The sequence below is a fragment of the Terrabacter sp. 2RAF25 genome (genome assembly GCF_052115265.1).
GTDB lineage: Bacteria > Actinomycetota > Actinomycetes > Actinomycetales > Dermatophilaceae > Terrabacter.
This window is the reverse complement of record NZ_JBFRGJ010000005.1, coordinates 114,482-137,571: the sequence shown is the minus strand read 5'-3', so window position 1 is coordinate 137,571 and position 23,090 is coordinate 114,482. Positions and strand designations below refer to the sequence as shown.

The 23,090-nt window shown below is 71.3% G+C and carries 19 protein-coding genes; 11 read left to right on the top strand and 8 right to left on the bottom strand.

Features of this window, described 5'->3' with window-relative positions; translation table 11 throughout:
* Positions 1 to 2: 2 nt before the first annotated feature.
* Positions 3 to 1,067 (top strand): threonine aldolase family protein, encoded by a 1,065-nt coding sequence (locus AB4091_RS14345; RefSeq protein WP_442292425.1) that lies wholly within the window; start codon positions 3 to 5, stop codon positions 1,065 to 1,067.
* Between the two features lie 112 nt (positions 1,068 to 1,179).
* Here the strand turns inward: AB4091_RS14345 and AB4091_RS14340 are convergent, their stop codons facing one another.
* The 3 genes from AB4091_RS14340 to AB4091_RS14330 form a co-directional block, all read right to left on the bottom strand.
* A complete protein-coding gene (locus AB4091_RS14340) occupies positions 1,180 to 2,079 on the bottom strand; it encodes a DMT family transporter (protein WP_442292424.1) in 900 nt (299 codons plus the stop codon).
* 8 nt (positions 2,080 to 2,087) lie between these two features.
* Positions 2,088 to 4,091 (bottom strand): Stk1 family PASTA domain-containing Ser/Thr kinase, encoded by a 2,004-nt coding sequence (pknB, locus tag AB4091_RS14335; protein ID WP_442292423.1) that lies wholly within the window; start codon positions 4,089 to 4,091, stop codon positions 2,088 to 2,090.
* A gap of 153 nt (positions 4,092 to 4,244) precedes the next feature.
* Positions 4,245 to 5,213, bottom strand: coding sequence for a LysM peptidoglycan-binding domain-containing protein (locus AB4091_RS14330; RefSeq protein ID WP_442292422.1), 969 nt, complete (start codon positions 5,211 to 5,213; stop codon positions 4,245 to 4,247).
* A 267-nt stretch (positions 5,214 to 5,480) separates the two neighbouring features.
* Here AB4091_RS14330 and AB4091_RS14325 point away from each other — a divergent pair, with 267 nt between their 5' ends.
* Positions 5,481 to 5,882 carry an Rv2175c family DNA-binding protein gene (locus AB4091_RS14325; protein WP_442292421.1) on the top strand — a complete coding sequence of 134 codons (402 nt, stop codon included), beginning with the start codon at positions 5,481 to 5,483 and terminating at the stop codon, positions 5,880 to 5,882.
* Between the two features lie 91 nt (positions 5,883 to 5,973).
* Here the strand turns inward: AB4091_RS14325 and AB4091_RS14320 are convergent, their stop codons facing one another.
* Positions 5,974 to 7,068, bottom strand: a complete 1,095-nt coding sequence (locus AB4091_RS14320) for a polyprenyl synthetase family protein (RefSeq protein WP_442292420.1) — start codon at positions 7,066 to 7,068, stop codon at positions 5,974 to 5,976.
* Between the two features lie 106 nt (positions 7,069 to 7,174).
* Between AB4091_RS14320 and AB4091_RS14315 the strand changes: the two genes are divergently transcribed.
* Complete coding sequence (locus tag AB4091_RS14315) at positions 7,175 to 8,083, top strand: methylenetetrahydrofolate reductase (protein ID WP_442292419.1); 909 nt, start codon at positions 7,175 to 7,177, stop codon at positions 8,081 to 8,083.
* 212 nt (positions 8,084 to 8,295) lie between these two features.
* Here AB4091_RS14315 and AB4091_RS14310 read toward each other — a convergent pair whose 3' ends face one another.
* Together AB4091_RS14310 and AB4091_RS14305 are read right to left on the bottom strand one after the other, a co-directional pair.
* Positions 8,296 to 8,805, bottom strand: a complete 510-nt coding sequence (locus AB4091_RS14310; RefSeq protein WP_442292418.1) for a hypothetical protein — start codon at positions 8,803 to 8,805, stop codon at positions 8,296 to 8,298.
* Positions 8,806 to 8,956: 151 nt separating this feature from the next.
* Positions 8,957 to 9,697, bottom strand: coding sequence for a DUF4126 domain-containing protein (locus tag AB4091_RS14305; RefSeq protein ID WP_442292417.1), 741 nt, complete (start codon positions 9,695 to 9,697; stop codon positions 8,957 to 8,959).
* Between the two features lie 510 nt (positions 9,698 to 10,207).
* Here AB4091_RS14305 and AB4091_RS14300 point away from each other — a divergent pair.
* From AB4091_RS14300 to AB4091_RS14275, 6 genes are all read left to right on the top strand, one after another.
* Positions 10,208 to 10,657 (top strand): DUF6504 family protein, encoded by a 450-nt coding sequence (locus AB4091_RS14300; RefSeq protein ID WP_442292416.1) that lies wholly within the window; start codon positions 10,208 to 10,210, stop codon positions 10,655 to 10,657.
* Between the two features lie 34 nt (positions 10,658 to 10,691).
* Positions 10,692 to 11,159, top strand: a complete 468-nt coding sequence (locus tag AB4091_RS14295; protein WP_442292415.1) for an SAV_6107 family HEPN domain-containing protein — start codon at positions 10,692 to 10,694, stop codon at positions 11,157 to 11,159.
* A 5-nt stretch (positions 11,160 to 11,164) separates the two neighbouring features.
* Entirely contained in the window at positions 11,165 to 15,274 is a 4,110-nt protein-coding gene (locus tag AB4091_RS14290; RefSeq protein WP_442292414.1) for a DNA polymerase III subunit alpha, read from the top strand.
* A gap of 75 nt (positions 15,275 to 15,349) precedes the next feature.
* Positions 15,350 to 16,114 (top strand): class I SAM-dependent methyltransferase, encoded by a 765-nt coding sequence (locus tag AB4091_RS14285; RefSeq protein ID WP_442292413.1) that lies wholly within the window; start codon positions 15,350 to 15,352, stop codon positions 16,112 to 16,114.
* Positions 16,115 to 16,159: 45 nt separating this feature from the next.
* A complete protein-coding gene (gene dinB / locus AB4091_RS14280; RefSeq protein WP_442292412.1) occupies positions 16,160 to 17,419 on the top strand; it encodes a DNA polymerase IV in 1,260 nt (419 codons plus the stop codon).
* A 74-nt stretch (positions 17,420 to 17,493) separates the two neighbouring features.
* The gene (locus AB4091_RS14275) at positions 17,494 to 17,892 is read left to right on the top strand and encodes a DUF3040 domain-containing protein (RefSeq protein ID WP_442292411.1); all 399 of its coding nucleotides are present in this window, start codon (positions 17,494 to 17,496) and stop codon (positions 17,890 to 17,892) included.
* A 121-nt stretch (positions 17,893 to 18,013) separates the two neighbouring features.
* Here the strand turns inward: AB4091_RS14275 and AB4091_RS14270 are convergent, their stop codons facing one another.
* A complete protein-coding gene (locus AB4091_RS14270; RefSeq protein WP_442292410.1) occupies positions 18,014 to 18,502 on the bottom strand; it encodes a DUF456 domain-containing protein in 489 nt (162 codons plus the stop codon).
* Between the two features lie 68 nt (positions 18,503 to 18,570).
* A complete protein-coding gene (locus tag AB4091_RS14265) occupies positions 18,571 to 18,795 on the bottom strand; it encodes a DUF7455 domain-containing protein (RefSeq protein ID WP_442292409.1) in 225 nt (74 codons plus the stop codon).
* A 385-nt stretch (positions 18,796 to 19,180) separates the two neighbouring features.
* Here AB4091_RS14265 and AB4091_RS14260 point away from each other — a divergent pair, with 385 nt between their 5' ends.
* Positions 19,181 to 21,316 carry a DNA gyrase/topoisomerase IV subunit B gene (locus AB4091_RS14260; protein ID WP_442292408.1) on the top strand — a complete coding sequence of 712 codons (2,136 nt, stop codon included), beginning with the start codon at positions 19,181 to 19,183 and terminating at the stop codon, positions 21,314 to 21,316.
* 112 nt (positions 21,317 to 21,428) lie between these two features.
* Complete coding sequence (locus AB4091_RS14255; RefSeq protein ID WP_442292407.1) at positions 21,429 to 22,943, top strand: amino acid permease; 1,515 nt, start codon at positions 21,429 to 21,431, stop codon at positions 22,941 to 22,943.
* Positions 22,944 to 23,090 lie beyond the last annotated feature (147 nt).

Below are 23,090 nucleotides of genomic sequence, written 5' to 3'. Positions count from 1 at the left end.
GCGTGACGACCGTGCCGACGTTCAAGGCGGACCTGCTCAGCGACACCCTGACCAAGCCCACCGAGGCGATGCGCGCGGCCATGGCCGGCGCGGAGGTCGGCGACGACGTTTTCGGCGAGGACCCCACGCTGCGGGCCCTCGAGGAGCGGGTCGCCGGCATGCTCGGGCATGAGGACGCGCTCTTCACGCCGTCGGGCTCGATGGCCAATCAGCTCGGCGTGCGCCTGCACGTGAGGCAGGGGGAGGAGCTCATCGGCGACTCCTTGGCCCACGTGGTGCGGGCCGAGCTCGGCGCTGCCGCGGTGCTCTCCGGCATCTCCTCGCGCACCTGGGTCTCCGAGCGTGGCCGCTTCCGAGCCGACGACGCGGCGGGTCTGATGATCACCGGAGCCGGCCCCTACCAGGTCTGCACGGCGCTCGTGATCGTCGAGAACACCCACAACTTCGGCGGCGGCACCGTGCAGTCGCTCGACGAGATCCGCAGGGCGCGCACCATCACCCGCGAGCGTGGCGTCGCGATGCACCTCGACGGGGCGCGGCTCTTCAACGCCCACGTCGCCTCCGGCGTGCCGGTCGGCGACTACGGCGCCGAGTTCGACACCGTCTCGATCTGCCTCAGCAAGGGCCTCGGGGCACCCGTCGGAAGCGTCCTCGTCGGCTCGGCCGATGCCATGGCCGAGTCGCGCATCTGGCGCAAGCGCTTCGGCGGCGGCATGCGGCAGGCCGGAATCCTCGCTGCCGCAGGGCTTTTCGCGCTCGACCACAACGTCGAGCGTCTCGCCGACGACCACGCCCGTGCTCGGCGTGCAGCCGAGGCGATGGCCGAGGCCGCACCCGGCTCCGTCGACCTGGCGACGGTCGAGACGAACATCGTCATCGTCGACGTGGCCTGTGTGGGCTGGACGTCCGCCGCCTTCGTCGATGCCGCCCTGTCCGCCGGAGTGCGGACGTATGCCGTCGGGCCCGGTGCGGTGCGCCTCGTGTGGCACCTCGACGTCGACGACGCAGGCACCGACGTCGCGATCGACGTCCTCACCGCCCTGCTGCGGTCCGCCCCCGCCGCCTGACCCCCGCCCTTCCGGCACCGAACGCGGCGTTCGGTGTCGAACTGCGTGTTCTAACAGCGCGTTCGCCACCGAACGCCGCGTTCGGTGGCGATGCGGGGAGGGCGGGTGGGTGTCAGACCTCGTGGTGGAGGGCCTCGGCCGGCAGCTCTCCGGGGCGGCGGCGCGCGAGGAGCTCGACGGCATACATCGCTGCCAGCACGAGCGCGCCCCCGGCCACCATCCGCAGAGTCGCGGTCTCGTCGCCGAGGGTGACGGCGAAGAAGGCCGCGAAGACCGGCTCGAGGGTCATCACGATGGCAGCCCGGGTGGCGGGCATGTGCGCCTGCGCCCAGGTCTGCACCCACAGGGCGAGGATGCTCGCGAAGACCACCATGTAGAGCACCGAGGCCCACTGCCCGGGCGAGGCCGGCAGCACGATGCCACCCGGCACGGCGCCGACGACGCAGAGCAGTGCGATGACGACCATCTGGACCACGGAGAGCCCGGTCGCGATCTCGGAGGCGCTGTAGCGGCCCAGCCCGACGATGTGCAGGGCGTAGAGGGCGGCCGCCAGTAACGTGATGGCCTCGCCGACCCCGATCGCTAAGCCATTGAGCGACAGCAGGGCCAGACCTGCGGTCGCGAGACCGACGGCTGCCCAGGTGGATCCGGCGACGCGTTCGCGCAGCAGCACCGCGGTGAAGACCGGTGTCAGCACGACGTAGGTGCCCGTGATGAAACCCGAGACGGAGGCGGACGTCGTCGCGAGCCCCTGGGTCTGGAAGATCTGTGCGAGCCCGTAGAGCGCGCCGAGGCCGACGCCGACGAGCACCTGCCGGCGGGTGAGCGCACGCAGAGGGCGCCAGAAGACGACGACCATGATGACCGCCGAGAGGCTGAACCGCAGGGCGAGGAAGTCGACCGGAGGCACGGTCTCGACGAGGTCGCGGATGAGGAAGAACGTGGATCCCCACACCGCGGTGAGGGCGACGAGGAGCAGGGTGGCCAGGCGCGTGCGCGCCACAGGTGTCATCAGTGCCGTCAGACGATCGTGAGGGTGATCGTGCTTCCCTTGGGCACCGGGGTGCCGGCCGGGACGTCCTGCGCACGGACCTTCTTCTCGAAGAGGTCGCCGAACGGGTACTGCTTCTGCACCTTGAAACCCAGGTCGGTGAGGGTCTTCTCGGCGACGGTGTCCTGCTGGTCGACGACATTCGGCACCGGCACCATGACGGGGCCCTTCGACACCACGACGGTGACGGCATCGCCCCGGTGCAGCGAACCCTTGGCGGGGCTCTGGGACACGACCTGACCGGCCGGGACGGTGTCGCTGTTGACGTCCTCGGCGCGCGCGACGGTCAGGCCGGCCTTGGTGATCGCGGCGGACGCCGCGTCGAAGGCCGCCCCGGTCACGGCGGGGACCTTGATCGGCTCACGGCCCTTGGACACGACGACCGCGACCTCGGCGTTGCGCCGGACCGACGCCCCCGCAGCGGGATCCTGGGAGATGATGACGCCCTCGGGGACGGTCTCGCTCCAGTCCTTGCTGGTGGCGCCGAGGCGCAGGTTCACGGGGGTGAGGGCGGGTCCTGCTGCGGCGACCTGGGTGCCGACGAGCTGGGGGACCGCGTAGCGCTCCTTGCCCTTGGAGACGACGACGCGCACGACCGACTGCTTGCCCAGCGCGCTGCCCGGGGACGGCTCGACCAGGAGAACGACACCCTTCGCCTTGGTCTCGGAGAACTGCTCGACGGTGTCCATGCGCAGCGACGCCTGCTCCATGGCGGTCTCAGCGCTGCTGACCTGCTGTCCGACCACGCCCGGGACGAGGGTGGTGCCCCCGGGGCCGGCGGTGAACCACCAGCCACCGAAACCGATGCCGGCGACGAGGAGGACCACCGCGGTCCACACGGGCCACCGACGGGAGCGACGGTGCGGGCGTCGGTCGATGGGCATCGCGGCCGTGTGCTCGAGGCCGGGTGGGTCGTCGTGCACGGGCAGTCCGCCCAGGGCCACGGCACCTGGGCGGCGGACGTCGTTGGGCCGGGTGCGACTGCGCTCGGGAACAGCTGAGGCCGGGGGACGGCTGACGCCGTCGGGCAACCGGCTCGTGGCCGACAGGGCGGGCAGCGTGGAGGTGGCCGTGCCGGGGGACTCCGAGGCGCTGACTTCACCCCGCCGGTCGAGCTCGCCGGCAGACAGGCCGCGCCTCACCGACCGGACAGCCGCCACGAACGAGGCGGACGAGTCGAAGCGGTCGTCGGGCTCGACGGCGGTGGCCCGGGCCACGAGGGCGTCGAGGTCGGCCGGCACGGCCGGCACGACCGATGACGGGGAGGGGATGGAACCGTGGACGTGGTTGTAGGCGATCTGGATGGGCGTGGTGCCCGTCACCGCCTTGCGCCCCGTCAGCATCTCGAAGAGCAGCAGTCCGGCGGCGTACACGTCGCTGCGAGGGTCGGCCACACCGCTCTCGACCTGCTCGGGGGACAGGTAGGAGACGGTGCCGAGCAGCACCCCGGTCTGGCTCGTCGCGGTCTGGTTGTTGATGGCCCGCGCCAGCCCGAAGTCGGCGACCTTGACCTCGCCGTCGCGCCTCACGATGACGTTCTCGGGCTTGACGTCGCGGTGGATCATGCCCGCCGCATGGGCAGCCCGCAGCGCGAGCAGGATCGGCTCGAGGATGGCCAGGGACTCACGCGCGGTGAGGGGGGCCTCCTCGTGGATGACCTCGCGCAGGGTCTTGCCCGCGACGAGCTCCATGGCGAGGAACACCTCGCCGTCGTCCTGGCCCTGGTCGAAGACGGCCACGACGTTGGGATGGCTCAGACGGGCCGCCGAACGGGCCTCGGAACGGAAGCGTTCGACGAAGACGTCGTCGGCGGCGAGCCCGGGGCGCATGATCTTGAGCGCGACCTCCCGGTCGAGCCGTGAGTCCAGCGCCACGTAGACAGAGGCCATGCCTCCGTCTGCGAGGTGGGAGAGGATGCGGTACCTGCCGTCGATCACCCGACCGACGAGGGCGTCCGCCACGCTGGACGTCACGCACCGGAGTTTACGGGCTGAAGGTGCCCATCCCGTGCAGGCCAGCCGGGGAGGGGTCTCGCGGCGCGGGCGCGCTGCCCGCCCCTGAGGCGCGCCGACGACGCCGCGAGACCACCCGCCGCCGCTCCGCCGTCCGGCGGAGCGGCACCTCGGTCAGAGGCGGTCGTAGATGGCCAGGACGCTGGCCACGTAGCGCTTGGTGTCCTCGTAGAGCCCCTTGGTTCGGACTGAGTAGAGCCCCTGGTAGTAGCCGGCGATGGCCTGCTCACGGGAGTCGGCACTGGCCTGGAGCGACCGGATGATGAGCACGCCCGACGTGATGTTCTGGCGGGTGTCGAAGCGGTCCAGCGACCGTCCTGCGAGCTCCGAGGCCCACGTCTGCGAGACGGGCATGATCTGCATGACCCCGACGGCGTTCGTGTAGGAGACGGACCGCTGGTGCCAGCCCGACTCGAGCCAGGCGATCGCCAGGGCGAGCTTGGGGTCAACCCCGTGACGTGCTGCCGTGGCGCGGATGATCGCCGCCGTCTCGGTGCGGCTCGGAACCTTCGCCGCTGCCAGCTTGGCCTTGCTGGCGGCGACGGCCTTCGCCGTCTGGGCCGACACGGAGTAGCCGGACGGGGGCGCCGGGGTGGGCTTGGGTGCCGAGGTGGCAGCGGCAGCCGTCGATCCCGCGCCGGGGACCACGACCTTCTGGCCGACGAAGATGACGGCGCTGCTGCGGAGCTTGTTCGCGGCCAGCAGCTTGGTGAGCGAGACGGAGTACTTCTTCGCGATGTCGCTCATGGTGTCGCCGGTGCGCACCACGTGGACAACGTCGCGGGCCGACTGCCGCGCGGGGGTGGCTGCGCGCGCGCTCGACGCGGCCGCGCCGGAGCGTGCCGGTGCGGCGGAGGCGTCCCTGCCGGGGACGAGAAGCTTCTGCCCGGGGTGGATGAGCGAGCCACCGAGCGCGAGCCTGTTCTTCTGGGCGATCGCGTGGACGGTGGTGTGGTTTGCGATGGCGAGGTGCCAGATCGTGTCGCCCGGGCGCACGGTGACGGTCTTCCAGGGCGTGGCGGCCACAGGAGCCACGACCGTGTGGGCGGGCGCGGCTAGGGCGGCGACGTCGGCGAAGGGCATGGTGTGGAGTCCTTTCCTGGGGCCCGGGCTGGTGCAGAAGACGGTGCAGAAGACGTGCAGAAGGCGTGGAGGGGCGTTCGGAAGGGGTGGGCCGTCGATCCTGAGGGGCGGATGTTGCACCTGTGAATGCTGTGGCGCCTGTGACGATAGCGCACATTTGAGCACTAAACTAAAAGTACATCCGTGTAATTCACCAGAGGGTGCGGTCGGTCGCGGCTCACGCGGCAGGTGTCCTGCGGCCCGGCCGACGATGGCAGACTCGTGCCCGTGAACGACACCTCCGCACAGCCCGACCAGACCACACCGGACGCCACCGACCTCGAGACGCTGGTCGGGGAGTGGCTGACCGTGCCCGACGCCGCCGAGCGGCTCGGTGTGCCGTTGTCGCGCGTGCGTCAGATGGTGGCCGACCGCGAGGTGCTCGCTGCGCGCATCGGCGAGCGCAGGGTCACCGCCATCCCCGCCAAGTTCGTCGACGAGACCGGCCCGAGGCCCGAGCTCCGGGGCACGTTCACGGTCCTCGCCGACGGTGGCATGGACGACGCCGAGATCATCGAGTGGCTCTACACGCCGGACGCGACCCTGCCGGTCGACGGTGCCCCCATCGACGCCCTGCGCGCCGGGCACAAGACCGAGGTCCGGCGGCGGGCGCAGGAGCTCGCCTTCTGACCCTTCCGCCTCTCCGAACCGACCGCGCCGGTTGCGCCGACCTCGCCGGTTGCGCTGGTCGAGTCGATCGCGCTGGTCGAGCGGCAGCTCGCTAGGAGTGGCGAGCCGTCGAGACCGCGACCAGCGCTTCGAGCACGTCGAGGGCGGACGAGTCGTAGTGGCCGGTCTCACGGGCGCGCTCGACCGCCTTGCGGGCATCGTCGGCCAGGCTGGTGATGAGGCCCTCGACCCGGTCGACCGCGCCCGTGCCGACGAGCACGTGGCGGATCGCCTCGACCCCGGTGAGCTCGAGGTCGTCGCGGCCGAGCAGCGACTCGACGGTGTCGCGGTCGGTGGGTGAGGCCGCGTCGAGGGCGTACGCGACAAGCACCGTTCGCTTGCCCTCGCGCAGGTCGTCGCCGGCGGGCTTGCCCGTCGCCTCGGGGTCGCCGAAGACGCCGAGCAGGTCGTCGCGCAGCTGGAAGGCCTCGCCGAGGGCCAGGCCGTAGTCGGAGAGCGGTGCCAGGGACTCCTCGGGCGCGCCGCCCACGAGCGCGCCGATGAGCAGGGGGTGCTCGATGGTGTACTTCGCGCTCTTGAACCGGATCACCTTGCGGGCCGAGGCCACCCGGGCCTCCAGGTCGAGACCCTCCCAGCCACGGGCCGACTCGAGCAGGTCGAGGAACTGGCCGCCCATCAGCTGCGTGCGCATCAGGTCGAAGAGGTGGCGCCCGCGGACGAGCTCGTCGCCGGGCAGCCCGCAGGTGGCATACAGCTCGTCGCACCACGTGAGGCAGAGGTCTCCGGCCAGGATGGCGGTGCCCTCGCCGAAGCGGTCGGAGTCGCCTGCCCAGCCACGCACCTGGTGCAGGCCGGCCACGGCCCGGTGGGCGGACGGCATACCTCGTCTGGTGTCGCTGCGGTCCATGACGTCGTCGTGGAGCAGGGCTGCGCCCTGGAAGAACTCCATGCTCGCGGCGAGTCGGACGAGGGCGTCGGAGTCGTCGCCGCCGGCCGCACGGTAGCCCCAGTAGAGGAAGCCCGCGCGAAGACCCTTGCCCCCGGAGAGCAACCCGGACACGGCAGACACGAGCGGTGCCGTCTCGTCTCCGATCGCGGCGAGCGACCGCGTGGCCCCGGCGATCTGCGCGTCGATCGCCTGCTGGACCCGACGGCGCAGCACGTCGAGGTCGGTGGGGGTCTGCACGAGGTCCTCCATCGAGTCGCGGGAATCGTCGTCAGCCTACGCGGCGCGCCGGCCGCCGCGTGAACAGCCCACGCACCGCGTGCACGCTCGGCCTAAGGTGTGCGGCATGGCACACGGCACGGCATCCTCCATGGCGCGGGCAGAACGGTTCACCCGGTCCATCCCGGCGATGATCGAGGCCGACGCCCCGACCTTCAGCTTCGAGTTCTTCCCGCCCAAGGACGACGCGGCGGAGGCGCAGCTGTGGGACGCGATCCGCCGGCTCGAGAAGGTCTCACCGAGCTTCGTCTCGATCACCTACGGCGCCGGCGGCGGCACGCGCGACCGCACGGTGCGCCTCACCCAGCGGGTGCTCGAGGCGACCTCTCTGACGCCGATGGCGCACCTCACGTGCGTCGGCCACTCCGTCACCGAGCTGCGCGGCATCGTCGGGGCGTATGCCGCCGCCGGGGTCCGCAACATCCTGGCCCTCCGAGGTGACCCCCAGGGCGGCCTCGGCCAGCCGTGGGTCGCCCACCCCGAGGGGCTCGACCACGCCGACGAGCTCGTCTCGCTCGTCAAGGGCCTCGGCGACTTCACCGTGGGTGTCGCGGCCTTCCCCGACGGCCATCCCGAGTCCAGCGCCATCGAGGAGGACGCCCAGACGCTCATCCGCAAGGAGCAGGCGGGCGCGCAGTTCGCCATCACCCAGATGGTCTTCGACGTCGACAACTACCTGCGGCTGCGCGACGAGCTCGTGCGGCGCGGATCGGCCCTGCCCGTGGTGCCCGCGATCATGCCGATCACCAACGCCCGCCAGGTGGTGCGCATGGCCCAGCTCGCGGGTCAGCCCATGCCGACCGCCGTCACCGACCGGCTCGACCGGCACGGCGACGATGCGGACGCGGTGCGGGCCGAGGGCATGGCCATCGCGACCGAGTCGTCGCAGCGGCTGCTCGACGAGGGTGCCCCCGGCATCCACTTCATCACCATGAACCGCTCGTCGGCGACGCTCGAGGTCTTCGGCAACCTCTGAGCGCCGGCGCCACTCATCACGCTGCGGATCTGTCTGCGGCCGGTGTCGTCCCGGCAGCAGTGGGTGCCGACTGATCCGCAGCGTGATCGTCTCGGTCATCAGACTGCGGATCTGTCTGCGGCCGGTGTCGTCCCGGCAGCAGTGGGTGCCGACTGATCCGCAGCGTGATCGTCTCGGTCATCAGACTGCGGATCAGTCGGCATCCGGTGTGGTCAGGTCGTGGCCGACGGCGTGGCGGTGCTGCCCGGCGTCGTGGATCCGCCCTGCTGACCCTGGGGACCGTCGCCGTCGTGGTCCCCACCGCGGCCGCCACCCGGGCCGCCCTCGTCGACGGACGTCACGGCGAAGGATGCATCGACCTTGACGGTGACATGCGTGCCGTCGGTGCGCACCATGTGTGCCTCGTAGACGCCGTCCGAGTCGGTCTCGACGCGCTCGATCGTCGCGGTCGGCTCCTTGGCCTTGGCGGCGGCCGTCACCTTGGCGGCCGTGTCGCCGGTGAGCAGCGTCTCGTCGGACCGCATCGGCTTGCTCGGGTCGGTGTTGCCGTTACCGGCGCCGCCGCCCGTCCCCTCGCCGAGCTGGCCGTAGGCGGCGCCGTTCGCGGCAAGGCTGGTCGTTCCCGTGCTCTCGTCCGCGCTTGCGAGGGCGGCCCCGCCGAGCGCGAGCGCCGACGCGGCCACGATGCCGGCGCCGGCCAGCGCGATGGTCTTGTTCTTCATGCGTTCCACTCCTTCGATGGGCTGGCCTCGTGCCAGCTGGATCCACCGTCGGAGACGGCCCTGTGCCAGGGCCCTTGCCGTCGTGGGCACGTCCTGTGAGTCGGTGCACCTTCCTGTGAGGTGCTCGCCCGTGCTCGCCGTGGCGCGGCGGTCAGGTCTCCTGGTCGAAGGGACGCTCGGGTCGGGCCTCGGCGGGTGGCACCGGGGGAGGTGGCCCGGACCCCCGGCCACGGCCGAGGCCCCATCCGGGTCGGCGTCCAGGGTCGTGACGTGGGTCGACGGCTCCGGCCGCCGGGGCGGAGATGCCCACCCTCTCGCCCCAGGCGTCGTAGCGCCGCTTGTAGCGCCGGATGCGACCGGCGAGCTTGTAGACGAGGAAGGCTCCGAGGGCGAGGAGGAGGAACGCGATCGCGGCGGCCCACCACGGGTGTGCGATGGCGAGAGCGGTGACCCCCGTGACCGTGACGTCCTCGGTGGTGCTGACGACGATGTTGCTCGCGGGCTCGGGGGAGGTGTTGACGGCGGCGCGCAGTCCGGCCTTGATGCCGTGCGAGATCAGCGCCGTGACGCCGCCTGTGGCAGCGCCGATCGCTGCGTCGAGCCCGGCGGTCTCGTGGCCGATGAGATAGCCGATGGTCGCGCCCACGGCCGGTCGCACGACCGTGTGCACCGAGTCCCAGACGGAGTCGACGTAGGGGATCTTGTCGGCGAGCATCTCGACCGCGAAGAGGATCCCGGCACCGACGAGCACGTCGGTGCGCGCCAGGGCGTTGGGGATCTGGCTGAGGTTGAAGATCTTGTCGGCCAGCCCGAGGACGAGCACGACGGCGTACGCGTTGACCCCGCTGCCCCACCCGGTGGTGAAGGCCATGGGGATGAGCTCGGCGCCCACGACGCTCCTTCTGTCGTGCGCCGGTCGCGGGTGCGCCGGTGCGTCCATGCCCGGACCGGTCGGCCGAGCTCAGGTCCAACGCCCCTGACGCTCCCCTATTCCCCGGGGTCGCGCAACGGGACGCGCAGGGAGAGGGTGGCCGCCGCCCGGGCCCCGGCAGGGCTCGGCGGGCAGCGGAAACGGGTGCGATCCGCGAGCGGACAGGACCCCTGCGCCTCTCCGTTCGCGGACCGAACCCGCGGTGCCAACTCTTGTCGCAGGGGTTGAGGCGAAACCTGAGCACCACTACTCAGGTTCGCCCGTTTCGTGCCATATGCCGGATGCGTGGCGGCCTGTCCGGCCGTTCTTGACACGGTGTCGGCGCCGGGGGTTACGCTCTTCACATCGAACAAGTGTTCGAACTTTGTTGGTTTCATCAGTCAGTCGTCGGTTGGTTGTCGGGCTGCTCGTGTGGGGCGCGAGTGGCCCGGGTCGTGATGTCCGGCCCGACGTGTCCGAGGGAGACGTGTCGTGGTGCGTAGGTTCAGTGACTCCGTCCAGGTGAGGGTGCGCAGAAGAGAGCAGGAGCCGGAGACCGGCCGGCCGAAGGCCCGAGAAGGCGGGTCGTCCGGGTCGCCGGGGTCGCCGGGGTCTCCGGGGTCTCCGGAGCCGTCGTCCGGGTCGTCGGCCGGGTCGTCGGCGGGGCCGCCTCCGGAGGCGTTCATCTGGCGCGGTCGCCTCTACGTCGTGCGCGGAGTCCTCTCCCAGTGGCGCGAGCGCCGCGCCTGGTGGCGCGACGCGCTCGAGGCCGACGAGGCACAGGTGCGCCCCGGCGAGACGCTGGTCGCAGCAGCGGCCGAGCAGCACGTCTGGCGGGTCGAGGCGAGCCCGGGGTGGTCCTTCGCGCCCGGGGTCTACGACCTCGCCCATGACGAGTCCCCGAGGGGCGACCAGTGGTCGCTCGTCCGGGTCTCCGACTGAGACCGACATGAGACGAGAGAGGAGAACAACCACCATGACCGCCGCCCACGACCTGCGCCGTCCGCCCATCTCGGTTGCCGTGCTCGACCTGCTCGAACGGGGCCGCGCGACCCTCGAGTCCGCGTGCCGCACGAGTGACGCGTCCGAGCGCTACCGCGACTCCCACCTGGGGGCCCTGCGGGCCGCGGCGGCCCTCGTCGCCGCCCGCACCGTCCCGTCGCCGCGCTCCCGTCCGCGCAGCGTCTGGCAGGTGCTGCCCGGGGTGGCCCCCGAGCTGGGGGAGTGGGCAGCCTTCTTCTCCGCGTGCTCGGCCCACCGGTCGATCATCGACCGCGGCGGTCACATCAGTGCCCGCGAGGCCGACGACCTGCTGCGCCAGGCCGAGATGTTCCTCGAGATCGTCCAGGACCTTCTCGGCATCCCGGCGACGATGCCGCTGCCGCAGTCGATCACCCCCGTCTCGGCCGCTCCCGTCCCGAGGAGCCGGGCGAACAGCGCGTGAGCAGCATGACCACCACCACTACCGATTCCAGTACCACCGGCACCGGCACCGGTGCCCACACCGAGCGTCGCCGTCCCGCGACCCGTGGCGGTGAGAGCTTCGTGCACCTGCACGTCGCGTCCGGCTACTCCATGCGCTACGGCACGGCCAAGCCGCACCAGCTCGTCGAGCGAGCCGCAGCCTTCGGGCAACCGGCCCTCGCGCTGACCGACCGCGACGGGCTCTACGGCGCAGTGAAGTTCGTCCGCTCCTGCATGGAGCACGACGTGGCGCCGATCCTCGGTGTCGACCTCGCCCTCGGGCCCGAGCACCCCGAGCGGCGACGACCAGTGCGCACCCCGGTCCGCGGTGGGGCGCTCGTCGACCCCCGGCTGCCGCGCGTCACGGTGCTGGCCCGCGGCAGCGCCACCGGCCTCGCGCCGGGCCAGGGCTGGGCGGCCCTCTGCCGGCTCGTCACCGCGACCCACTTGCGCGGAGAGCGCGGCAACCCGGTCACCACCGCGAGCCTCGTGGCCGAGCACGCGCGTCCGGGACCCGACCCGGACCTCGGCCCGTCTCGCCCGGTTGGCCCGCCCGACCCGCCTGGCCCGACCGACCCGACCGACCCGACCGACCCGACCGACCCGATCGACTCTGCCGGACGTGCCGACCTCGCCGGGACCCATCGGCTCCGGTCCGCCCGACCCAGCGGACGGCATACCTCCGCGGTGGCCGGCGGCCCCTCCCGTCTCGTCGTGCTCCTGGGGCCCGACTCCGACGTCGGCCGCGAGGTGCTCGCCAAGCGACGCGACCGCGCCCGGGCGGCGCTGGAGCGCTGGGTCGCGCTGCTGCCGCGCGGGGGCGTCGTCGTCGAGGTCGTCTGCCACGGCGGTCCCGAGCACCAGCCCGTCAGCCTCGGCCAGGCCGGCCGGATGCTCGCCCTCGCCCGCGAGGTGGGCGTGCCGAGCGTCATCACGGCGGCGGTGCGTCATGCCGACCCGCAGGACGCTGCCATCGTCGACGTCCTCGACGCCGCCCGCCGGCTCGTCGCCCTCGACTCGCGCCACCTCGACCGCGTCACCACGGCAGGGCACCTGTCCCCGACGCCGCTCATGCACGCACTCGCCCTCGACGTCGTGCAGGTCTCGGGCCCCGGGCTCGTCGGGGGCGGCTCGCTCGCCCGCGAGCAGGCGAGCGAGCTGCTGGCCCGCACCACGGCGCTCGCCACCGAGTGCGTCCAGGACCCCCGGGCCGACCTCGGCATCGGCTCGGTCCACCTGCCCGAGCCCGGCGTGCTCGGCATCCGTCCCGGCACCAACCCGCACCACGTCCTCGCGCGCCGGTGCCGTGAGTCCATCGCGACCCGCTACCCGGGTCGCTCCGCGACCGAGCTGGGTGCCGTCAGCGACCGGCTCGAGGACGAGCTCGGCGTCATCGAGACGCTCGGCTACGCGACCTACTTCCTCACCGTCGCCCAGGTCTGCGACCTCATCCGCGAGATGGGGGTGCGGGTCGCCGCGCGCGGTTCGGGGGCGGGGTCCCTCGTCAACTACCTCCTCGGCATCTCCGGGGTCGACCCGATGCGTCACGGCCTTCTCATGGAGCGGTTCTGCTCACCGCTTCGAGCCGAGCTGCCCGACATCGACATCGACGTGGAGTCGGCCCGCCGCACCGAGATCTACGAGCGCATCCTCGACCACTTCGGCGGCGAGCGGGTCACCTGCGTCTCGATGATGGACACCTACCGGGTGCGTCACGCGATCCGCGACGCCGGCGCCGCGCTCGGGCTGCCCCCGCCCGAGGTCGACGCGATGGCCAAGGCGTTCCCGCACATCGCCGCCCGCAACGTGCGCAACGCCCTGGCCGAGCTGCCCGAGCTGCGGGCGAGCGGGCTCGACGTGCCGCGCCTGCAGCTGATGTTCGACATCGTCGAGCGTCTCGACGGGCTGCCACGGCACATCGCGCTGCACCCGTGCGGGGTCGTGCTCTCCGACTCGGTCCTGCTCGACCGCACTCCTGTCGAAGCGAGCTGGCTCGGCTTCCCGATGAGCCAGTTCGACAAGGACGACGTCGAGGAGATGGGCCTGCTCAAGCTCGACGTCCTCGGCATCCGCATGCAGTCGGCGATGGCTCACGCCATCGACGAGGTCGAGCGGGTCGACGGCACGGCCATCGACCTCGACGACGAGAGCCAGGTGCCCTTCGACGACGAGCCGACCTTCGAGCTCGTCCGCTCGACCAAGACCCTCGGCTGCTTCCAGATCGAGAGCCCCGGCCAGCGCGAACTCATCGGCAAGTTCGGGCCGCAGACCTTCGACGACCTCATCATCGACATCTCGCTGTTCCGGCCCGGGCCGGTCAAGAGCGACATGATCATCCCGTTCCTCAACGCGAGGCAGGGCTGGAAGGACCCCTCCTTCCTGCACCCGACGCTCATCCCCGCGCTCGAGGAGACCGAGGGCGTCGTCGTCTTCCACGAGCAGGTCCTCATGATCGTCGCCGAAACCACCGGCGTGACCCTCGCCCAGGCCGACGAGGTGCGCCGCGCGCTCGGCACCCCCGACGGCCAGCGGCAGATCGAGCAGTGGTGGCGCCCGGCCGCCCTGGCCCGCGGCTACCCGCCCGAGGTCGCCGACAAGATCTGGGAGGTCCTCAAGGCCTTCGCGTCGTTCGGGTTCTGCAAGGCGCACGCGGCCGCCTTCGCGCTGCCGACCTACCAGTCGGCCTGGCTCAAGACGCACCACCCGGCCGCCTTCCTCGCCGGGGTGCTGACCCACGACCCCGGCATGTACCCCAAACGGCTCATCCTCGACGACGCCCGCACCTTCGGCATCGCGGTCCTCGGGCTCGACGTCAACGTCTCCACCGGCAGCTATCGCTTCGAGCGCATCGACGACGGCGGCGAGGCGATACGGCTCTCGCTCGCCGACGTCCACGGCATCAGCGAGGCCGAGGTGGCCCAGATCGTCGCCGGGCAGCCGTACTCCAGCCTCTCCGACTTCTGGCAGCGTGCCCACGTGTCACGTCCCGTCGCCGAGAAGCTCGTGCTGGCAGGCGGTTTCGACTCCCTGCACGACATCGACCTCGGCAGTCCGCCCCGTCGCGGCGAGAGCGGTCCGGAGGTGGTGGGGCGCTCCCGCAGCGGGCTCGGCCGGCGGGGACGGGTCACCAGGCGAGACCTGCTGCTCCACGTCGCCGAGCTCGACCGCTGGTCGAGCTCGCAGCGCTCGTCGCGGGCCAGGGTCTCGGCTGCGAGCCGCTCCCGCCCGTCACGGGGCAGGGTCACGTCGGTCTCGGCCACCGGCGACATCCGGGCTCTGGCCGCCGCCCAGTCGCAGGCCTCCGCGGGGGCGCCCGAGCACGTCGCCACCCAGCTGACGCTCGACCTCGGCGACGCGCCACGCCTCACCGCGACGAGCGGGCTGCCCGAGATGACCGGTCCCGAGCGGGTCCGCGCCGAGCTCGAGGTGCTCGGCCTCGACGCGAGCGGGCACGTCGTCGACTTCTACGGTCCGATGCTCGACGCGCTCGGCGTCACGCGAGCGCGTGACCTGCTCACCGGCCGCAGCGGCCGTGAGGTGTGGGTCGCCGGGGTCAAGGTCGCCACCCAGACCCCGCCCATCCGCACCGGTCGCCGCGTCGTCTTCCTCACGCTCGACGACGCCACCGGCCCTGTCGACCTCACCTTCTTCGAGGACGTCCAGGGACCATATGCCGTCACCGTCTTCCACTCGTGGCTGCTGCTCTGCCGCGGACTGGTGCGGCGCACCGGTCCCAAGGGCGTCTCGATCCGGGCCACCGGCGCGTGGGAGCTCTCTGGCCTCCAGGACGCCTGGACCGCCGGGGGCATCACCGCGGTGCGCGACGCCCTCGACGCCGCCGACCGGACAGCCTGGGAGCGGGCAGGAGCCCTGGCCGGCCGCGACGGTGCACCCGCCGGTGTGGGGGAGGGGCCCGACGGTCGCCGCGTGCTCGTCCACGCGTCAGGGTTCAAGCAGTCGCCGTACGCCGACATCAAGCCGGCCGGCGACGACGTCAAGGGAGCCCGCGGCACGAGCGGTCTCGTGCCTGCGGACACGGTCGGAGGGCCGCCACGCAAGCTGTGGCACGCCAGCCCGGGAAGCTCGGGGCACTAGGGTGAGCATGCACACGAACCACATGCGCCACCACCTGCGACACGGCGCGAACCACGTTCCCCGACGGAGGATCCCGTGCCCGACGACCAGCCCCGCCAGCGACGCGGAGCGGCCCGACCGTCGGCCGTCGTCTCGGCAGTGGACCGCATCGCCGACGAGTGCGGGACCCTGCTCGGCCGTCCGCTCGAGGTGCTCGACCTCGGTGGCGGCACCGGCGGTGTCGCCGTCCCGCTCGCCGAGGCCGGTCACCGGGTCACCGTCGTCGATCCCAGCCCCGACGCACTCGCCTCACTCGCCCGCCGGGCCCGTGAGGCCGGTATCGAAGGCCGTGTCACCGGCGTCCAGGGCGACGGCGACTCCCTCGACGGCATCCTCGCCGGTCGGCGCGTCGACCTCGCCTGCTGCCACGGCACGCTCGAGTTCGTCGACGACCCCGCGGCCACGCTGCGCGCCATCGCCCAGGCCCTGGGCCAGGGCGGCGTGCTCTCGCTCCTGGTCTCCGGGCGCCTGGCCGTCGTCTTCGCCAAGGCCATCTCGGGCGAGTTCGCCCAGGCGCGCGCAGCCCTCGTCGACCCGTCCGGACGCTGGGGCAGCACCGACCCGCTCCCGCGCCGCTTCGACGTCGAGCAGCTCGAGACCCTGCTCGCCGACGCCGGCTTCACCGACGTGGTGGTGCGTGGCACCAACATCCTCGGCCACCTCGTGCCGGCCTCGCTCATCGACTCCGAAGCCGACCGCGCCGCCCTCGCAGAGCTCGACGACCTGCTCGTCTCCGGCCCCGGGCGCGAGTTCCTCCGGACCCTCGGCAATGCCCTGCACGTCGTCGCCCGCCGCGACTGACCAGGCGACCGTGCTCGTCCGGCCCGGTCAGCAGGCAGGTGCAGCATGAGCCGTCGCCAGTTCACCGCGCCGACCCGGGGCAGCTCCGAGCCCCCCGACGACACCGGCTGCACCGTGCTGCACGTCGACATGGACGCCTTCTACGCGTCCGCGTCGCTCATCTCGCGCCCTGACCTGCGCGGAAAGCCGGTCATCATCGGCGGCGCCAGTGGCCGCTCGGTCGTGCTCTCGGCCACCTACGAGGCCCGTGCCTTCGGGGTGACGTCCGCCATGCCGATGGCCCGGGCCCAGCGGCTGTGCCCACAAGCCGTCATCATCGAGCCCGACCACCGCCGCTACGCCGCGATCTCCGAGGCCGTCATGGCGACGTTCGCGACGATCACCGACAGCGTCGAGCCGCTCTCGCTCGACGAGGCCTTCCTCGACGTGTCCGGGGCCGTACGCCGTCTCGGGCGTCCCACACAGATCGCTGAGCAGCTGCGCGACACCATCGCCGACGAGCAGGGCATCACGTGCTCGGTGGGCGTGGCTGCCACGAAGTTCGTCGCCAAGCTCGCCTCCAACCTCGCCAAGCCCGACGGACTCATCGTCGTGCCGCGCGACGAGGTGGTCTCGTTCCTGCACCAGCTGCCGGTCGGGGCCATCTGGGGCGTCGGTGACAAGACGGAGGAGCACCTGCACCGGCTGGGGCTGCGCTCGGTCGCCGACCTCGCGCACACGCCCGTCGAGACCCTGCAGCGGGCCCTCGGCGACGTCGCCGGCCGCAGCCTGCACGACCTCGCCTGGGGGCGCGACCCCCGTTCGGTCGTGCCCGAGCGTCGCGAGAAGTCGATCGGTGCCGACGAGACCTTCGCCCACGACATCGACGACCCCGTCCGCATCCACCGTGAACTGCTGCGCCTGTCCGACCGCACCGCTGCACGGGCCAGGTCGGCCGGCATGACGGGACGCACGGTCAGCATCAAGGTCAGGTTCGCCGACTTCACGACGATCACCCGCGCCAAGACGCTGCGCCACCACACCGACGTCTCGCGCGACATCTTCGCGACGGCGCGCGAGCTCTACGACCGGCTCGGCCTCCAGCGGGCCCGCATCCGGCTGGTAGGGGTGCGCCTCGAAGGCCTCGTCCCGTCCGCCGTGGCGCCCATCCAGGCGACCCTCGACGAGCCGGAGCACGGGTGGCGCGAGGCCGACCGCGCGGTCGACCGGGCGAGCGCGCGCTTCGGTGCCGGATCCGTGCGGCCGGCGAGCCTCATGCCTGACCGACCCTCGGGTTCCAATCGCGAGCGGCGAGACCTATCCTGAGGTAAAGAAGTCCGCGTCGGCCGTTTCCGACATACGATTCGGGCACAGTCGATTTCGCACCAGGGAGGTGCCGAGTGGCACTCTCGGAACACGAGGAAGCACTCCTTCAGCAGATGGAGGAAGCCCTCTACGCCGAAGACCCGCGCTTTGCGTCGCGCATCGAGAAGACGAAGTCTCGAGGTCTCGGGCGGGGTCGCGTCATCGCCGGTGTCATCGCCGGTGTGGCCGGGCTGGGTCTCGTCGTGTTCTCGGCGATGAGCAGCGCCATCTGGCTCGGTGCCGTGGGCTTCGCGATCATGGTCGCCGGCATCGTCTACGCCATCACGCCCTCCAAGACCAAGCTCGCCGCGGTCGCTGCCGACGGCACGCCCAAGCCGCGTCCCGGCAAGAGCAAGGCGGCCGCCGCCAAGCAGGCCAGCTTCATGGAGCGGCTCGAGGAGCGCTGGGAGAAGCGTCGCCGCGACCAGTGGTGACGACCAGTGGTGACACGGTGGTCGTCACCACTGGCCGTCACCACGCTGACCGTAGAGGACCCCGACGTGTCGGGGTCCTCTTTGCTTCCCGCGCGGTCAACAGCCCGCTGGGGCCGGCTGGCTAGGGGCGGGTCAGGAAGACGGCGACGGCCCAGGTCGTGATGATCGCGAAGGCGGTGGCCAGCTCGATGCCGACGTTGAGCGCCACCGCGCGGATCGCCTGCCTCGTGGCACGCCAGGCCGCGGCGTGCTCACGGTGCTTGACGCGCTCGAGCAGGTAGATCGCGACGACGAACCCCAACGGTGCTCCGACCAGGGGCACGACGAAGAACCCGACCACGGCCACGGCCAGCGCCGCGGCCACGATCCAGCCGTCCACGCCCGCCGACTTCATCCGCCGACCGGGGAGGAGGTACTGGCTGACCACGCCTGCGGCATACGCGACGGTGGCGATGCCGAGGACGAGCCAACCCGGCCCGTCCTGACGCTCGAACGCCCACACGAGCGTCGCCCCCCAGACCACGAACAGGCCCGGAAGTACAGGGACGACGACGCCGACGGTGCCCACGAGCATCGCGAGCAGAACGATGACGTTCGTCGCGGTGATCACGGGTGTGCCGTCGGCGGCGTTCGGGTCAGGATGGGGTCAGGAGGGGCCGGGTCGGGTGTCTCTGCTGGTCAGCGCTCGTCGACGGGAGCAGAACCCGGGATCTCGTTGAGCCGGTCCGTCTCGTCGCGGATGTCGAGCGCCTTGTCCTTCAGGGCCGGGAGGTGCTCCCGTCCGTGGTGCGCGCAGAAGAGCAGCTCTCCGCCGGAAACGAGGCGGGCGCGGATGTAGGCCTGGGCCCCACATCGGTCGCAGCGGTCAGCAGCAGTCAGTTCGGGTGCCAGTGCTGTCGTCATTTGTATTCGCCTCTTTCCTCCCTCAGGGGGTTCCCCGGAGGGCAACCCTGCCATGTACGTACGACGCTCGAGTGGTCCTGTCGGTGGACTGCTCTCGCCTCGCGGACGTTCCAACAGTGAATCACGCTGAATGCTTCCCGATGGTGAGGCTCGGTGAGTGAGACACCTTCGGACCAACATCGTTACGTGTCAGAGATTCGCCGAGCGCCCGCGATACGGATTGCCTGTCACTCTTCCCCATACCCGGCGAGCCCCGACCGCGGGCGCTCGGTCAGGGCTCAGCGAGCCTCCACAGGGCCGTCAGTGCCGGTGACTAGGCTGCCCCTGCCAGCCCTCTCCACAGCCCGACCGCTGGCCGCACACCGACCGAAAGAGATCGACACCCGTGGCCTCCGCCTCCCGTCCCGCCCCCTCCGGCAACGGTGACTACACCGCCCGCCACCTCCAGGTCCTCGAGGGCCTCGAGGCCGTGCGCAAGCGTCCCGGCATGTACATCGGCTCGACCGACCAGCGCGGCCTCATGCACTGTCTGTGGGAGATCATCGACAACGCCGTCGACGAGGCCCTGACCGGCGTGTGCGACGACATCCGGGTGATCCTCGCCGCCGACGGGTCGATCGAGGTGCGCGACAACGGCCGAGGCATCCCGGTCGACATCGAGCCGCGCACGGGCCTGTCCGGCGTCGAGGTCGTCTTCACCAAGCTGCACGCAGGCGGCAAGTTCGGCGGCGCCTCGTACGCCGCGACCGGAGGCCTGCACGGCGTCGGCGCCTCCGTCGTCAACGCGCTGTCCGCGCGGCTCGACGTGGAGGTCGACCGGGCCGGCAAGACGTACGGCATGAGCTTCCGACGGGGCGAGCCCGGCACGTTCACCGACGTCCAGGGTTCGCCGCACTCCCCGGAGTCCGCCTTCACGCCGTACGAGCGCAAGAGCGCGCTCCCGGTCGTCGGCAAGGCCAAGCGTGGGGTCACGGGCTCCCGGGTGCGCTTCTGGCCCGACCGCCAGATCTTCCTCAAGGACGCCGAGCTCGACTACGCCGCCATCCTCGGTCGCGCGCGCCAGACGTCGTTCCTCGTGCCGGGGCTCAGGCTCGTCATCCGCGACGAGCGGCGGCTGGCGGGCACGGCCGGTGAGGAGGGCCCCATCGAGGAGGTCTTCCAGCACGACGGCGGCATCACCGACTTCGTCGAGTTCCTCGCGCCCGACACCCCGATCACCGACGTGTGGCGTCTCGAGGGCTCCGGCACGTTCACCGAGACGGTCCCCGTGCTCGACGTCAACGGCCACATGACCCCCACCGAGCTCGAGCGCGAGTGCGCCGTCGAGGTGGCGCTGCGCTGGGGCCAGGGCTACGACATCAAGCTGCAGTCCTTCGTCAACATCATCACGACCCCCAAGGGCGGCACCCACGTCGCCGGGTTCGAGCAGTCGGTGCTCAAGGTCTTCCGCAAGCAGCTCGAGGTCAACGCCCGGCGGCTCAAGGTCGGCAACGACAAGCCGGAGAAGGACGACATCCTCGCCGGCATGACCGCCGTCGTCACGGTGCGTCTGGCCGAGCCGCAGTTCGAAGGCCAGACCAAGGAGGTCCTCGGCACCAACGCCGTGCGCGCCATCGTCGCCCGCGTCGTCGAGAAGGAGCTCACCGCCCAGCTCACCTCGACCAAGCGCGGCGACAAGCAGCAGTCCGCGCTGCTGCTCGAGAAGGTCGTGTCGGAGATGAAGTCGCGCATCAGCGCGCGGCTGCACAAGGAGACGCAGCGCCGCAAGAACGCCCTGGAGAGCTCGACGCTGCCCTCCAAGCTGCGCGACTGCCGCACCACCGAGGTCGAGCGCTCCGAGCTGTTCATCGTCGAGGGTGACTCGGCCATGGGCACCGCCAAGGAGGCCCGCAGCTCCGAGTTCCAGGCGCTGCTGCCCATCCGCGGCAAGATCCTCAACGTCCAGAAGGCGTCGGTCTCCGACATGCTCAAGAACGCCGAGTGCGCCTCGATCATCCAGGTGATCGGTGCCGGCTCGGGCCGCAGCTTCGACCTCTCGGCCGCCCGCTACGGCAAGGTCATCATCATGACCGACGCCGACGTCGACGGCGCCCACATCCGCACCCTGCTGCTCACGCTCTTCTTCCGCTACATGCGCCCGCTCGTCGACGCCGGACGCGTGTATGCCGCCATGCCACCGCTGCACCGTCTCGAGGTGATCAACGCCGGCGCCAAGAAGAACGAGCTGATCTACACCTACAACGAGAACGAGATGCGCCGCACCGTGGCACGGATCGAGAAGTCGGGCAAGAAGATCAAGCAGCCGATGCAGCGCTACAAGGGCCTCGGCGAGATGGACGCCGACCAGCTCGCCGACACGACGATGGACCCGCGGCACCGCACGCTGCGCAAGGTGACGATGCGCGACCTGGAGGCCGCTGAGCGCGTCTTCGAGCTGCTCATGGGCAACGAGGTCGCCCCGCGCAAGGACTTCATCATCGAGTCCGCGGCCGAGATCGACCGCGAGCGCATCGACGCCTGACCCCACACCTGCGACGGGCGCCTTGACCGGCTTCGTCGCAGCGAAGACGCCGTAGCGCCGACGTCGTAGCGCCGACGTCGTAGCGCCGACAGGCGCGGGTATGTCCCACGACATGTCGACGACTTCAGACCGGTCCGTCCTGCGCACGAAGCCCGTCGAGGACGTCCTGGCCCAGGCAGGGGGCCCGGACGGCGACGCCGGTGCGGGTGGCAGCAGTGGCCAGGGTCGCCTCAAACGACGTCTCGGCGCCCGGGACCTCATGGGTTTCGGCATCGGGATCGTCATCGGCACCGGCATCTTCACGCTGACGGGCATCGAGGCCAAGAACCACGCCGGCCCCGGGGTCGTCATCTCGTTCGCCGTCGCCGGGCTCGTGAGCCTGCTCGCGGCACTTTGCTACGCCGAGCTGGCGTCCGCCGTGCCCACGGCCGGCTCGGCGTACACGTACGCGTACGCCACGATCGGCGAGCTGTTCGCCTGGATCATCGGCTGGGACCTCATCCTCGAGTTCGCGCTGGGAGCGGCCGTCGTGGCCCGCGGCTGGTCGGGGTACCTCCAGGAGCTCTTCGACCTGCCCACGACGCTCTTCGGCGAGACGGCCCCCGTCAACGTCGGCGCCGTGGCGATCGTGGTGCTGCTCGGGGTCGTCGCGATTCTCGGCATCCGAGAGAGTGCGCGCCTGACGAACGTCCTCGTCGCGGTCAAGGTGCTCGTGTGCGTCTTCGTCGTCGTGGTCGGTGCCTTCTTCGTCAAGGCCGCCAACCTCACCCCGTTCATCCCTCCGGCAAAGTCGGTGTCCGCAGACACCTCTGGCCTCAAGCAGCCGCTGAGCCAGGCACTCTTCGGCATCGAGCCCACCGCCTTCGGGCTCGCGGGCGTGCTCACTGCCGCCGCGGTGGTCTTCTTCGCCTACACCGGCTTCGAGGCGGTGGCCAACCTCGGCGAGGAGACCCGCAACCCGGCGCGCGACCTGCCGCTCGGGCTGCTCGGCACCCTTGGCGTGTGCACGTTGCTCTACGTCGGCGTCTCCTTCGTGATCACCGGAATGGTGCCCTACGGGCAGCTCAGCGAGGGGGCACCCATCGCGAACGCCTTCGAGTCGGTCGGGGCGGGCTGGGCGGCTGCCCTCATCTCGGTGGCGGCCGTCGCCGGGGTCACGTCGGTCATCCTCGTCGACATCGTCGCCATGGGCCGGATCGGCTTCTCGATGGGTCGAGACGGCCTCATCCCACGAGCGGTCGCGGCCGTGCACCCGCGGTGGGGCACCCCGTGGAAGATCACCATCGGCACGGTCGTGCTCATCGCCCTGCTCGCCGGGTTCCTGCCGCTCAAGGTGCTGGCCGACCTCGTGAGCATCGGGACCCTGTTCGCGTTCGTCGTCGTCTCGATCGCCGTGCCGATCCTGAGGCGCACCAAGCCCGAGCTGCGCCGGCCGTTCCGGGTGCCTCTGTCACCCGTGGTCCCTGCCCTGTCCGCCCTGGCCTGCCTCTACCTCATGACGAACCTCTCCATCGAGACGTGGCTGCGCTTCCTCGCGTGGATGCTGCTCGGCTTCACGATCTACTTCGCGTACGGGCGGCGGAACGCGCGGCTCAACAGCAGGCCCATGGCCCCGGTCGATCGCTGACACCGGTCCGGGGTTGTGGGGAGTCACGACGCCGCACAGCATGCCGTGCGTACGATGTGTCCCTGCTGGCGCGACTCCCTCCGCCGGTACACGTCGAGAAGGGGAATCGATGGTGGGCAACGTCAACGCCGAGGAGTCGGTCGCCGA

Coding starts and splice junctions, on each gene's coding strand:
- AB4091_RS14330 (WP_442292422.1), bottom strand. CDS start 5,213: ATGCCCTTCGCCGACGTCGCCGCCCTAGCCGCGCCCGCCCACACGGTC.
- AB4091_RS14290 (WP_442292414.1), top strand. CDS start 11,165: ATGACCACCACCACTACCGATTCCAGTACCACCGGCACCGGCACCGGT.
- AB4091_RS14340 (WP_442292424.1), bottom strand. CDS start 2,079: ATGACACCTGTGGCGCGCACGCGCCTGGCCACCCTGCTCCTCGTCGCC.
- AB4091_RS14315 (WP_442292419.1), top strand. CDS start 7,175: ATGGCACACGGCACGGCATCCTCCATGGCGCGGGCAGAACGGTTCACC.
- AB4091_RS14265 (WP_442292409.1), bottom strand. CDS start 18,795: ATGACGACAGCACTGGCACCCGAACTGACTGCTGCTGACCGCTGCGAC.
- AB4091_RS14295 (WP_442292415.1), top strand. CDS start 10,692: ATGACCGCCGCCCACGACCTGCGCCGTCCGCCCATCTCGGTTGCCGTG.
- AB4091_RS14255 (WP_442292407.1), top strand. CDS start 21,429: ATGTCGACGACTTCAGACCGGTCCGTCCTGCGCACGAAGCCCGTCGAG.
- AB4091_RS14310 (WP_442292418.1), bottom strand. CDS start 8,805: ATGAAGAACAAGACCATCGCGCTGGCCGGCGCCGGCATCGTGGCCGCG.
- dinB (WP_442292412.1), top strand. CDS start 16,160: ATGAGCCGTCGCCAGTTCACCGCGCCGACCCGGGGCAGCTCCGAGCCC.